The following is a 12,744-nucleotide window of genomic DNA, read 5'->3' on the forward strand; positions in this document are numbered from 1 at the left end:
GCGGGCCAGCCTTTGCCAAGTCGTCCACAGCGTCAAGCGGCGCGGGGGATCGTCATGCCCTTAGCTGCGCCCGCGGGGGCTTCTGTCAAGCGGAACCGAGCAAATCCCGGGCGATCCGCTCAAAAATACCGGCGCCCACGGGGATCAGATCATCGGGGAAATCGTAATCGGGGTTGTGCAGGGCGGCATAGCCCTCGCCGGGGCCGAGGCAGAGCATCGCTGCCTTGGCATCGCGCCCGAACAAGCCAAAATCCTCGGAGGCGCGCATCGGTAGGTTTTTCTGCCCGTGTGACACGCCGAGCGCATCCATCGCCGCGGCGGCGATCGCGTAGGCGTCGGGGTGGTTGATGGAGGCGGCGAAATGGTCGGATTCCGCGAAAGCTGCCGTCAGCCCATGGGTCTCGGTCACGCGGGCGACTTCGGCGCGTAGAGCCGCTTCGATCTCGGCCAGCGCATCGTCGCGGGTGCTGCGCAGGGTGGCGTAGAGCGCCGCTTCGCCAGGGGCGACGCCAAAGGTCGGCTCACCCATGCGCAGATGGGTGAGGGTGACGAGGCGGAAGTCATCATCAAGCGGCCCGCCGGGGCCGAGCGCTTGCAGCGCCGGGATCAACTCGGCCAGTGCAGGCGCAGGGGAGGTGCCATCCTCGGGGCTGGCGGCATGGGCGGTCTTGCCGTGCAGGGTGACGGAGATGCCTTTCGAGGCGCAGTTGATCAGCGCGGGCGCGGTGTCCACATGGCCAAAGGGGCGGCCCGGCTCGACATGGATGGCAAAGGCGTAATCGGCGGCGATCTCGGCATAGGTGGGATCGTTCACCACCGCCCGCGCGCCGCTGCCGTCTTCTTCGGCGGGTTGAAACATCAGCACGACGCGGCCGTGTGCCACGGGTTGCCGCGCGACCAATCGCCCAAGCGCCAGCAGCATGGTCATATGGCCATCGTGCCCGCATACATGGCTTTTTCCCGGCACTTTCGAGACCCACGGAATGTCGTGCTCTTCGGGGATCGGAAGGGCGTCCAGCTCGGCGCGGAACAGCACCGTGGGGCCGGGGCTGCCGCTGTCAAAGACCGCCGCGACACCGTGCCCACCGAGGCCGGCGAGAATGCGCGTGGGGCCGAGTTTTTCCAGTTCCGCCGCGATGGTCCGGGCGGTCTCAATCTCTTCGCCCGAGATTTCGGGATATTGGTGGAGCGCCCTGCGAAACCGCGTCAGGTCTTCGATATCGCTGTTCGTCAGCATGGCGCTCCTCCGATTGTCTGCTTTAGGCCATCATGCCCAAGAGCTGTGCATTGCCGCCCGAGGCCGTGGTGTCAACACAGACATGCCGTTCGGCGCGGACGCGGGCGGTGTCGGGCTTGCCGCGCAAAAGCGGGATGATCGCGCCCTCGCGGGCCGCCAGTGCCTTCTCGATCTGCCGCGCCGTCGCATCCTCGCCCCACCAAAGCACGCCGCCATAGGCCGGGCCGGTGGTCAGCGCCTCAGGGTCGATCCGGCCCGAGGCCGTGACCGCAACACCGCCGAGCGCCCGCACGGCCTTGGCCTGCGCCTCTGCCGTTTCGGCGCCCGGTCCCATGCACAGCAGCGCGGGGCGCGGCAGGGTCGACAGGCGGTTGCTCTCACCGGTGGGGCCGGGCATCGACTGGGTTTCCAGAACGGTCGGATGCTGGGCGGGCAGGGTGGGAAGCTTGGCCTCTGCGCTGTCCCAAGTGCCAGCGGCGTCCTGATGGTCAGGTGCCGAGAAACGCGGCAGATAGTTCGGCCCGCCCGCCTTTGGTCCGGTGCCCGAAAGCCCCTCGCCGCCGAAAGGCTGGCTGCCGACGATGGCGCCAATCTGGTTGCGGTTGACGTAGATGTTGCCCGCCTCGATCCGTTCCGAGACATGCTGCACCCGGTCGTCGATGCGGGTGTGCAGACCGAAGGTGAGCCCGTAGCCGGTGGCGTTGATCGCGTCGATCACAGCATCGAGTTCATGGCTTTTGAAGGTTGCCACATGCAGCACGGGGCCAAAGATCTCGCGTTTCATGTCGCTGATGCTGCTTACCCGCAGGATCGCCGGGCCGACGAAAGTGCCGCCTTCGGGGGCCGTCATCTCGGCGATCAACCGTCCCTCGGCGCGGGCCGCTTCGATATGATCCACGATGGTTTTGCGCGCCTGCGCGTCGATCACCGGGCCGACATCGGTCGACAGGTGCCACGGATCGCCCATGTTGAGCGCCTGCATTGCCCCCGTGAGCATGCGGATGAGGTCTTCGGCGATGTCTTCCTGCACATAGAGGCAGCGCACCGCAGAGCAGCGTTGCCCCGCCGATTGAAAGGCGCTTTCGACGATGGCCTGCACGGCTTGCTCGGGTAGAGCGGTGCTGTCGACGATCATCGCGTTGAGGCCACCGGTCTCGGCAATCAATGGCGTGCCGGGGGCGCAGTGTTCGGCCATATTGGCGCGGATGCGCAGGGCGGTGGCGGTGGAGCCGGTGAAGGCCACGCCGTTCACACGGGCATCGCCGGTCAGCGCCGCGCCGACCTTGCCGCCACCGGGCAGCAGTTGCAGGGCGGAACGCGGCACGCCGGCTTCGTGCAGCACCTCGACGGCGAGTTTGGCGATCAACGGCGTTTGTTCGGCCGGTTTGGCCAGCACGGCATTGCCAGCGGCCAGCGCCGCCGTGACCTGCCCGCAGAAGATCGCCAGTGGGAAGTTCCACGGGGAGATGCAGGTGAAGATGCCCGCGGGCGGGGTGTTGGTGGCTTGGCCCGCGTAGTAGCGCAGGAAGTCCACCGCCTCGCGCAGTTCGGCCACGCAGTCGGGCATGCCTTTCCCGGCCTCACGGGCGAGGATGGCAAAGATCTCGCCGTAGCGGTCCTCCAACATGTCAGCGGCACGCAAAAGCGTTGCGCGGCGTGAGTCGAGCGGGGCGTCCCAAAGCGCGGCATTGTCCAGCGCCGTGGCGACATCGGCCTCAGATGCCGGTTGCACCGTGCCGGGGGAGGTTCCGCCGGTCGGGTTGCTGACGGTCTCTTCCGCCTCTGGATTGGCCTCGCCTGCAAGGATCGGCGCAGCGTTCCATGTGGCATCGGCGAAGGGGGCGCGGGCCTCTTCGATGGCGGTGAGCGTCGGGGTGTGGGCCAGATCGAAACCCCGCGCATTGGCGCGTTGTGGCTGGAACACGTCCGGGCCTTTCGGGATCGTCGGCGCGCTGTCTTGCAATTGGTCAAACGGGTCGGCGGCCACCACTTCGGGCGGCACGTTTTCGTCAACGATCTGGTTCACGAAGCTGGAGTTCGCGCCGTTCTCAAGCAAACGCCGCACCAGATAGGCCAGCAGGTCGCGGTGCGCGCCGACGGGGGCGTAAATGCGGCAGCGGGTGCCGTGTTTCTCCATCACGATGTCATGCAGGGTCTCGCCCATGCCGTGCAGGCGTTGGAACTCATAGGCCTCGGGGTCGTCGGCCATATGCAACACGGCGGCGACGGTATGCGCGTTATGCGTGGCAAATTGCGGATAGATGCGATCCGTCATGTTCAGCAGTTTGCGGGCGTTGGCGATATAGCTCACATCGGTCGCGGCCTTGCGGGTGAAGACCGGGAAGCCGTCGATGCCTTCGACCTGCGCCTGCTTGATCTCGGTGTCCCAATAGGCGCCTTTCACCAGACGGACCATGATGCGCCGATCGTGACGTTTGGCCATGTCATAAAGCGTGTCGAGCACCACGCCCGCGCGCGGGCCATAGGCCTGCACCACCACGCCAAACCCGTCCCAGCCTGCCAGCGCAGGCTCGGCCATCACCGTGTCGATGACTTCGAGCGAGAGCGCAAGGCGGTCGGCTTCTTCGGCGTCGATGTTCAGGCCCATGCCCGCGGATTTCGCCAAGAGCGCCAGCGCCCGCAGACGCGGCACCAGATCACGCATCACCGCCTTTTCCTGCGCCAATTCATAGCGCGGGTGCAGGGCCGAGAGCTTGACCGAGATGCCGGGGTTCTTGCGGATATCATCATGGGTGCAGGCATCAGCAATGGCCGAGATCGCACGGGAATAGCTGAGGTGATAGCGTTTCGCGTCCGCCTCGGTCCGGGCCGCTTCGCCCAGCATGTCGTAGCTGTAAGTGAAACCCTTTTTCTCCATCCCCTTGGCGCGTTTCATCGCCGCCTGAATATCTTCGCCCAGAACAAACTGACGCCCCATCTCGCGCATGGCGCGGCTGACGGCGGTGCGGATCACCGGCTCGCCCAGACGTTTGATCGCGGCGCGCAGGTGGCGCACCGGGCCGGGCTGGTCATCATCAAGCACGCGGCCCGTCAGCATCAGCGCCCATGTGGAGGCATTCACCAAGCTGGAGGTTGAGTGCCCCATGTGGCGGCCCCAGTCCGAGGGGGCGATCTTGTCTTCGATCAGCGCGTCGATGGTCTCGGCATCCGGGACCCGCAGCAGCGCCTCGGCGAGACACATCAGCGCCACGCCTTCGTCGGTGCTGAGACCGTATTCAGCGAGGAAGACTTCCATCATCCCCGGCGCGGAGGTGCCGCGAATGTCACGGACAAGACCCGCCGCATCGGCGGTGATCTGGGCGCGATCTTCGGCAGAGAGATTGGCCTGCGCCTTGAGCTCGGTCAGCAGCGCATCCGGGTCGGCATAGGTGCGCGCGTCGATGGTTTGGCGAAGGGCGGGGGCGTGATCGAGGGGCATGGCAAGCTCCAGTTGATGTTTGACCCAGAATACCCGATGATCGGCGGGATATTCGACCGAAGATAATCCATACTTCAGTCGATCAGACTGAAGTATAAGGCGATCACATGGCAAATGAACTTTTCGATCTGGACCGGTTCGACAGCGCGATTCTATCGGTGCTGGCCGAGGATGGCCGCATCAGCATCACCGACCTTGCCCGCCGCATTGGCCTGTCGAAATCACCCACCCAAGCGCGCCTGCGCCGGTTGGAGGAAAGCGGCGTGATCCTCGGCTACCGCGCCCTTTTGGACCCGATCCGGCTGGGGCTGGATCACGTCGCCTTTGTCGAGGTGCGCCTGAACGACACGCGCGAGGCGGCCTTGCGGGCCTTCAACCTCGCCGTGGCCAAGGTGCCCGAGATCGAACAGGCCCATATGATCGCGAGCCATTTCGACTATCTGATCAAGGTGCGCACGCGGAACATGTCGGAATATCGGCGCTTTCTGGGGGAGGTCATCTCAACCCTGCCGCATGTGGCCAGCACCTCGACCTATGTGGCGATGGAGGCGGTGAAAGAAACCATGCTGGCCGATACGGCCTAAACCGTGGGCCGGGACATTCCCCCATTTACACCGCTCACGTGATGCTTATTGTGCGCCCCGATGCGGGCGTGATGGAATGGTAGACATACCAGACTTAAAATCTGTTGGGGCGTAGCCCCGTGTGGGTTCGAGTCCCACCGCCCGCACCACCTTTTTCAAAGGCTTAGCTTGCTCGGGCCAGCGTCGCAGGTTCCGCCATCTGCGTGGCACCGGGGATGAAAACGGTAAAGATCGTGCCCTGACCGAGCGTGCTTTTAACCGTGATGTCGCCGCCATGCGCGAGCGCCAGTTTCTTGCAGATCGCCAGTCCCAGACCTGTGCCGCCTTCGGCGCGGTCGTCGGCGTCTTCGATCTGGGTGAAGGCTTCGAAAATGCGGTCGAAGTCCTGCGCGGCGATGCCGACGCCATTGTCTTCGACCTCAAAAATGAACCCGCCTGCCTGCATCCGGGCGCGTAGGTAGATGTCACGTGCCTTGGAGAATTTCAATGCATTGCCGACGATATGGCCGAACAGTTGCAGGCAGCGGCAGCGGTCGGCGGTAACGGTGAGCGGGGGGGTGTCGATATGCAGCGTGGCCGTCTTGTCATGCGCCGCCCCATGGTGCTGCTCGACCACTTCCTCCAGCAAGATGCGCGCATCAAAGGGGGCTTTATCCAGCGCGAGGTCGTTCAACTCCATATTCGTGTAATCGAGGATGTCGTTGATAATGGTCAGCAATTGCCCGCCCGCGAATTTGATGCGCTGACCGTAGAGTTCCGCCTGATCGCCCATCTTGGTGAAATGCTCTGATGCCGGTTCCTCCTCCGGTTCGAGCTTGGCAAGGTTGTGGCGCTTGAGTTCCGACAGGAAGCTGGCGTAGCCGATGACGATGGTCAGCGGGGTGCGCAATTCGTGGCTGAGCACGCTCATGAATTCCGATTTCGCGCGGCTGGCGCTTTCGGCGGCATCGCGGGCCTGACGCAGTTCCTCGACACTTTCGTTGCGGGTCCGGTTTTCGACCACATAGCTGAAAAGCGCGGCCAGCGCGATGATGGCGGCGGTCCCGGCGATGATCAGCGCGATGAGCCGGTATTCGACAGGATTGGCATAGAGAGGCTGCGCTGCGAGCGGCGTCACCTGAAAGGCGGCCATGCCTGTGAAATGCAATAGGATAATGGCCAAGGCCAAGAGCCCGGTCATCCATAGCACGCTGCCCTTTCCGCCACGGCCGGCGGCCCCGAGCGCAAGGGTGGCGAGAATCACCGCGATGATCACAGAGGCGGCCAGATAGCCCATGTCCCATTGGATGGTGCCCTGCACGCGGTAGGCGATCATACCGGTGTAATGCATGGCCGAGATTGCCAGTCCGAAGATCGTCCCCCCCAAAACCGTGGCGCGGCGTGATTTTAACAAGCCTGCGATGACGACACCCAAGATCGATCCAACAATGGCGATGATCAGGGACAGGAAAGTCAGGGAGAAATGGAAGGTTGCTGGTGCGTCAAGCTGATAGGCGAGGATCGCGATGAAATGGGTGCACCAGATCGTGACCCCGGCAGTCATCGCGGTCAAATAGCACCAGATCATTGCCTGAGCACGCGGCTGCTCAAGCACATGCTGATAAAGCCGCGACACCACCCAGCTGCCAAAAATGCAAAGCAGTGCCGCCAGCAGGACGAGTCCGAGGTCGTGATCATGATGAATACTGTGGGCGACCCGGAACATCTTAATCCTATCAAATACTAAGATTTAGTTAAATGCTGGCCGAATAAGGCCAAAATAAGGCCCTCGCAAGTTCACACTGTGCTGGCGTTTTAACCCGCTCTTAAGGGCAGGGCGCTAAACCTCAGCCATGATCGGTATTGTGACGAGATGAGGAAAAGGCGGGGGTATGGTAGAATTAAACGAGCGGGTGAAACCGTCTAACCCTTTGCGGCGATTTGTTTTTCGCTTGTTTCGCGATGTCGGGCAGCTGATTGGGCGGGCGCGGCAGCGTCGTGCGTTTGGGCGAGGAAGGCAGTGCGAAAACAGGCAGGTTTTGCGCAAGGACTTGGCGGGTTCTGACGAAGGGCTTACCTCGGGGCAATTCCCGCTTATCTCCATCGTTTTCGCGGCGGAGCGGCGCATGTTTAGGCACGATCCCGATGGCCTCGCAGGCCGGGCAGCGTCCAAGGCGCGGCGTTGCGGGGGGCTTTTCACATCTTTCGGTCATGTTACGCCGACGGGGGCTGAAGGTGCGCGCATCCTTTCCAACGTCAACGTCGATATGGCTGAGATCGAAGTGGACTTTGCGCCGGACGGGCGCGTCCGCCACGCGAATGAGGCGGCCTGCGGCGTCACCTACGGGCTGGGGGATTGTCTGAACGGGCAGCATATCTACGATCTTTTTGGCCCAAGGCTTTGCGATGGGGCTGAGATCGGCAAGCTTTGGACGCAGGCCCTGCGGGGGCAGTGTCCGCAGGGGCGTTTTCAGATGCACCCGGGAGAGGACACGGCCCGGATCGTCGACGGACAGTTCAGCGCGGCGTGCGGCCCTGATGGGAGGGTTCAAACCATCCGGTTTCGGGGCGTGGAAGCCGCGGCGAACGATGTGGGACCGGCGCGCGCGTTGGGGAAGGGGGCTTCGCGGCGCGCTATGGGCAGCTAGCCGCGAATGCTCATTAGCGCAAAAAAAACAGCGGCGACCTACGCGGCGCCGCTGATCCGTCGGTTTCTATCAATCCCGCTTGCCGGCGAAGCGTTCAGACCAGCTTTCACGGTCCTCATCGCTGATCTTGGCAAAAAGAACCTCGGGCACGTCAAAGCCATGACCGGGGGCTAGTTTGCCCAAGGCCGCTGGCACATCATCGGGCCAAGGCATGTCTTCGACCTTCATCGCGTCGAGCATCGAGGCCGAAGCCGCAGGGATGAAAGGGGCCGATAGCACCGCATAGAGCGGGATCAGGTTCAATGCCAACCGCACCTGTGCCGCCGCTTTGTCGGGGTCGGTCTTGAAGGTGGTCCAAGGTGCTTGGGCCTGCAGGTATTCGTTGCCCGCCGCCCAGATGCCGCGCAGTTCGGCGGCGGATTTACGGACTTCCATCGCTTCCATCAGCGCCTCGTAACGCGCGACGCGGGCGGTGATGTCTTCGATCAAGGCGTGCTCTGCCTCGCCGTATTCCCCAGTCTCTGGAACGGCTTCGCCGAATTTGGAGCGGCAGAATTTGGTGATGCGGCTGACGAAATTACCCAGCACGTCTGCCAAGTCTTTGTTCACCGAGGCTTGGAAGTTTTCCCAAGTGAATTCGGCATCCGAAGTCTCGGGCGCGTGGCTGAGCAGCCACCAGCGCCAATAATCCGCCGGCAGGATCTCCAACGCCTGATCCATGAAGACCCCGCGCCCGCGCGAGGTGGAGAACTGGCCGCCGTCATAATTCAAGTAGTTGAAGGATTTAATATAATCCACCAGCTTCCACGGCTCGCCCGAGCCCTTGATCGTGGCCGGAAAGCTGAGCGTGTGGAAGGGCACGTTGTCCTTGCCCATGAACTGGGTATAGCGCACGTCGTCTGCGCCCTTGTCGGTGCGCCACCAGCTTTCCCAGTCAGAGCCTTTGCCCGTATCGACCCATTCCTGCGCGCAGGCGATATATTCGATCGGCGCGTCGAACCAGACATAGAAGACCTTGCCTTCCATGCCCGGCCAATCCTGATCGCCGCGCTTCACCGGCACGCCCCAGCTAAGGTCGCGGGTGATGCCACGGTCTTGCAGACCATCGCCGTCATGCAGCCATTTCTTGGCGATGGAGGTGGTCAGCACGGGCCAATCGGTCTTGGAATTGATCCAGTCGTCCAGCTCATCCTTCAGCTTGCTCTGGCGCAGGAACAGATGCTTGGTCTCGCGCATCTCCAGATCGGTCGCGCCCGAAATGGTGGAGCGCGGGTTGATCAGGTCTTCGGGGTCGAGCTGCTTGGTGCAATTGTCACATTGATCGCCGCGTGCGTCCTCGAACCCACAGTTGGGGCAGGTGCCCTCGACATAGCGGTCGGGCAGGAAGCGGCCATCGGTGGGGGAGTAGATCTGGCGCTGCGAGACTTCTTCGATCAGCCCCTGATCCGCCAGTGCGCCCGCGAAATGCTGGGTCAGCTTGCGGTTTCGCGGGCTGGAAGATCGGCCAAAGTGGTCGAACGACAGGCCAAAGCCTTCGGCGATGCGGGCCTGTGTTTCATACATCTCAGCGCAGTATTCCTCGACCGGTTTGCCCGCTTTGGCGGCGGCGAGTTCGGCAGGGGTGCCGTGTTCGTCGGTGGCGCAGAGGAACAGAACATCCTGCCCCCGGCCACGCTGGTAGCGCGCGTAAAGGTCCGCAGGCAGTTGGCTGCCCACAAGGTTACCCAGATGTTTGATCCCGTTAATATAGGGGATGGCGGAGGTGATGAGGTGGCGTGTCATATCAATATTCCCGGTGCTTGGCGCAGCCTTATCGCAAGGGCTGCGCTGTTGCCAGCAAAAGACGGGATTGGCTAGTCGCGGTCTCGGGTGCGGCCCAGCAAGCGCCCGATAAGAAAGGTGGTCCGGGGGGCATAGACATAGGGCGTACGCTCTGCGCGCGTGGGCCGGGCGCGCATCCGGGCAAGGCCGAAGATCACTAACACCCCATGGGCCGCCGCGATCATCGCGAACAACGCCGATGCACCGAAACCGTCGATCAGCACAGAGGCAAGGTAGGGCGCGCCGATGGCGCCCACGGCGAAAAAGAACATCAAGGCGGCAGACAGTTCGACACGTTCGTCAGAGCTTGCGAAGTCATGGGCATGGGCGGCAGAGACGGAATAGATCGGGAATGTCGTGGCCCCGAAGAGCCCTGCCGAAAGCATGATCCCCGCCGTGCCATAGCCCGCGCCCATCATCGTGACAGCGCAGCCGCCCATCGCCGCGACCGACAGCCAGATCAACACCCAGCGGCGGTCGTATTTGTCGGCGAGAATCCCCATCGGATATTGCGCCAGCGCCCCGCCCAGCACGAAAGCGGCAAGGAACCAAGCGATCTGTGGGGCGCTAAGACCCACTTCTTGCCCGTAGATCGGCCCGACCATCCGGAACGACGCGCTTGAGACCGCCGCCACCACGACACCCGCCGCCGCCAAGGGCGAACGGTCAAAGGCAAGGCGCGGGCGCAGCCTTGGTTGGTTGGGCGTCTCTGGCGGGCGGACTTTGGTCAGCGTCAGGGGCAAAAGTGCGGCACAGCAGCCGATGGCGAGCAGATTATACGAGACATATGACGCCGGGGCGAGCACGCCGACGATCAACTGCGCGGCGAGCGAACCGCTCATGTCGACCACCCGGTAAACCCCCATGGTGCGCCCGCGCGTCTCATTGGTGACCTTGGCCTGCATCCACGCCTCGATCACCGTATAGCAGCCCGCCACGCACATGCCCGAGGCGACCCGCATCAGCCCCCATGCGTAGGGGTCCACCACCATCATATGCGCCATCAACCCGATCGACCCGGCGGCGGTGAAGGCGGCAAAGGCGCGGCTGTGGCCGACGCTGCCCATCAGCCGCGGGGCCCACCAGCAGCCGATGAAAAACCCTAGAAAATGCGCCGAGCCGAGCATACCGATTTCCTGACGGCTAAACCCAAGCTGCACGCCAGAAAGCACATCAATTGGCCCCACACCCCCGGTGGAGAGTTGCAAAAGGATGACCGAGAAAAACAGGGCGGCGAAGGAAATGAGCAGGCGCATGAGGGCACATTGCGTCCATTGCTGCCCGAACGGAAGCGCGAATGCGCCGGGTCCGCATTTTTGCCGGGGCCGTGAGATTGGCGCTTGGCAATTGCCCTTGCGAAGGCCGGGCAGGCGGCTAGGTTGCGGGCAAATCACAAGCGAGGACCACAAGATGAAGATGAACAAGCTCGGCTCAAGCGATATCGAGGTCTCGCATTTCTGTCTGGGCTCCATGACATGGGGCACCCAGAACACCGCCGAAGAGGGCCACGCGCAGATCGACCGCGCGCTCGACGCCGGGATCAACTTCATCGACACGGCCGAGATGTACCCCGTGAACCCGATCAGCGCCGAGACGGTTGGCCGAACGGAAGAGATCATTGGCCAGTGGTTCGCCCGCGACAAGCGCCGCGATGAGGTGGTCTTGGCCAGCAAACATTCCGGCGAGGGGATGCAACACGCCCGCAATGGTGCGCCGATTTCATCCGACACGATCCCCGGTGCCATCGAAGGATCGCTGAAGCGGTTGCAGACGGATTACATCGACCTTTACCAATTTCACTGGCCGAACCGGGGCAGCTATATGTTCCGTAAGAATTGGACCTTTGACCCGTCCGGTCAGAACCGGGCTGAGACCTTCGCCCATATGGAAGACGCCCTCGGCGCGCTGCAGCACGAGGTTGAGCGGGGCACGATCCGCGCCTTTGGTCTGAGCAACGAAAGCGCATGGGGGCTGACCCAATGGGCCGCCGTGGCCGAGCGCACGGGCGGGCCGCGCCCGATCTCGGTGCAGAACGAATATTCGCTGATGTGCCGTTTGGCCGATACCGATGTGTCGGAAACATGTGTGAACGAACAGATCGACATGCTGTCTTTCTCGCCCCTCGCCGCAGGGCTGCTGACCGGGAAATATCAGGGTGGCAAAGTGCCCGCCGGATCGCGCCTCTCTCTGAACGAAGATTTGGGGGGGCGCGTCACACCCCGCGCCTTTGAGGCGGTTGCCGCCTACCTTGATGTGGCGCGGAAACACGGGCTCGACCCGGTGCAGATGGCGCTGGCGTGGTGCGCGACGCGGCCCTTCATGGGCTCGGTGATCTTTGGCGCGACCAGCCTTGAGCAGCTTGACGTGGCCCTCGGCGGGGCCGACCTGACCCTGAGCGATGAGGTGATGGCCGATCTCGATGCGGCGCATAAATCCCATCCGATGCCCTATTGATGGGCCGTTTCGCATCTTCTGGGGCGCGCCGTGTCGCTGTGCTGGTGTTGCTCGGCGCACTGGCCGCCTGCAACCGCAGCGCACCGCCGCCCGCGCAAACCGGCTTTCGCAATGCCGAGGCGCTGATCGGGGCCACCAGCCGCTATGACGCGGCGCGGTTTGGCGGTGATTGGCAGGTCCGGGCGGCCTTTCCCAATGATGCCAATCTGCGCGCGGTGACCTTTGCGCCACAGGGGCCAACGCTGATCGAGCACCGCCAATCCTGTGATGCTGCTGGAATCTGCACCGACCGCCGTGATCTCTGGGCGCTGAGCGAAGAGGGCCCGGCGCGCTATGCCATGCGCGCCGCCGTGGGCGGGGCCGAGCGTGCGTTCTGGGTGCTTTGGGTCGATGAGGGGTTCCGCACCGCCGTCATCGGCAGCCCCGAGGGGGGCTATGGTTGGATCCTTGACCGTCAGGCGACAGGCGGCGAAGACCGGATCACCGCGGCGCAAGAGATTTTGAATTTCAACGGCTACAACCTGAGCGCGCTGCAGATGAGGCGCTGACCACGACGGCGCTGGCACTGCCGCCCGGCTTCGG

The 12,744-nt window shown here is 63.4% G+C and carries 9 protein-coding genes and 1 tRNA gene; 5 read left to right on the plus strand and 5 right to left on the minus strand.

Features of this window, described 5'->3' with window-relative positions; all coding sequences use genetic code 11:
- Positions 1 to 85: 85 nt before the first annotated feature.
- Together K3758_RS06420 and putA are read right to left on the minus strand one after the other, a co-directional pair.
- Positions 86 to 1,237, minus strand: coding sequence for an amidohydrolase (locus K3758_RS06420; protein WP_259948865.1), 1,152 nt, complete (start codon positions 1,235 to 1,237; stop codon positions 86 to 88).
- Positions 1,238 to 1,259: 22 nt separating this feature from the next.
- Positions 1,260 to 4,676, minus strand: coding sequence for a bifunctional proline dehydrogenase/L-glutamate gamma-semialdehyde dehydrogenase PutA (putA, locus tag K3758_RS06425; RefSeq protein ID WP_259948868.1), 3,417 nt, complete (start codon positions 4,674 to 4,676; stop codon positions 1,260 to 1,262).
- Between the two features lie 107 nt (positions 4,677 to 4,783).
- Between putA and K3758_RS06430 the strand changes: the two genes are divergently transcribed.
- Together K3758_RS06430 and K3758_RS06435 are read left to right on the plus strand one after the other, a co-directional pair.
- Positions 4,784 to 5,260, plus strand: a complete 477-nt coding sequence (locus K3758_RS06430) for an Lrp/AsnC family transcriptional regulator (protein WP_259948871.1) — start codon at positions 4,784 to 4,786, stop codon at positions 5,258 to 5,260.
- 62 nt (positions 5,261 to 5,322) lie between these two features.
- Positions 5,323 to 5,409: transfer RNA gene (locus tag K3758_RS06435), tRNA-Leu, on the plus strand.
- Positions 5,410 to 5,423: 14 nt separating this feature from the next.
- Here K3758_RS06435 and K3758_RS06440 read toward each other — a convergent pair.
- Positions 5,424 to 6,965, minus strand: a complete 1,542-nt coding sequence (locus K3758_RS06440; protein ID WP_259948874.1) for an MHYT domain-containing protein — start codon at positions 6,963 to 6,965, stop codon at positions 5,424 to 5,426.
- 400 nt (positions 6,966 to 7,365) lie between these two features.
- Between K3758_RS06440 and K3758_RS06445 the strand changes: the two genes are divergently transcribed.
- Positions 7,366 to 7,887, plus strand: a complete 522-nt coding sequence (locus K3758_RS06445) for a PAS domain-containing protein (RefSeq protein WP_259948877.1) — start codon at positions 7,366 to 7,368, stop codon at positions 7,885 to 7,887.
- A gap of 69 nt (positions 7,888 to 7,956) precedes the next feature.
- Here K3758_RS06445 and metG read toward each other — a convergent pair whose 3' ends face one another.
- Together metG and K3758_RS06455 are read right to left on the minus strand one after the other, a co-directional pair.
- Positions 7,957 to 9,669 (minus strand): methionine--tRNA ligase, encoded by a 1,713-nt coding sequence (gene metG / locus K3758_RS06450; protein WP_259948880.1) that lies wholly within the window; start codon positions 9,667 to 9,669, stop codon positions 7,957 to 7,959.
- Positions 9,670 to 9,740: 71 nt separating this feature from the next.
- Positions 9,741 to 10,964 (minus strand): MFS transporter, encoded by a 1,224-nt coding sequence (locus K3758_RS06455; protein ID WP_259948882.1) that lies wholly within the window; start codon positions 10,962 to 10,964, stop codon positions 9,741 to 9,743.
- 154 nt (positions 10,965 to 11,118) lie between these two features.
- Here K3758_RS06455 and K3758_RS06460 point away from each other — a divergent pair, with 154 nt between their 5' ends.
- Together K3758_RS06460 and K3758_RS06465 are read left to right on the plus strand one after the other, a co-directional pair.
- A complete protein-coding gene (locus tag K3758_RS06460; RefSeq protein ID WP_259948884.1) occupies positions 11,119 to 12,162 on the plus strand; it encodes an aldo/keto reductase in 1,044 nt (347 codons plus the stop codon).
- Positions 12,162 to 12,710 carry a lipocalin family protein gene (locus tag K3758_RS06465; RefSeq protein ID WP_259948887.1) on the plus strand — a complete coding sequence of 183 codons (549 nt, stop codon included), beginning with the start codon at positions 12,162 to 12,164 and terminating at the stop codon, positions 12,708 to 12,710. The genes K3758_RS06460 and K3758_RS06465 overlap by 1 nt, the downstream gene beginning before the upstream one ends.
- The last annotated feature ends 34 nt before the right edge of the window (positions 12,711 to 12,744 follow it).

Origin of the sequence: Sulfitobacter sp. W002 (assembly GCF_025142135.1) — a bacterium.
Lineage (GTDB): Bacteria > Pseudomonadota > Alphaproteobacteria > Rhodobacterales > Rhodobacteraceae > Sulfitobacter > Sulfitobacter profundi.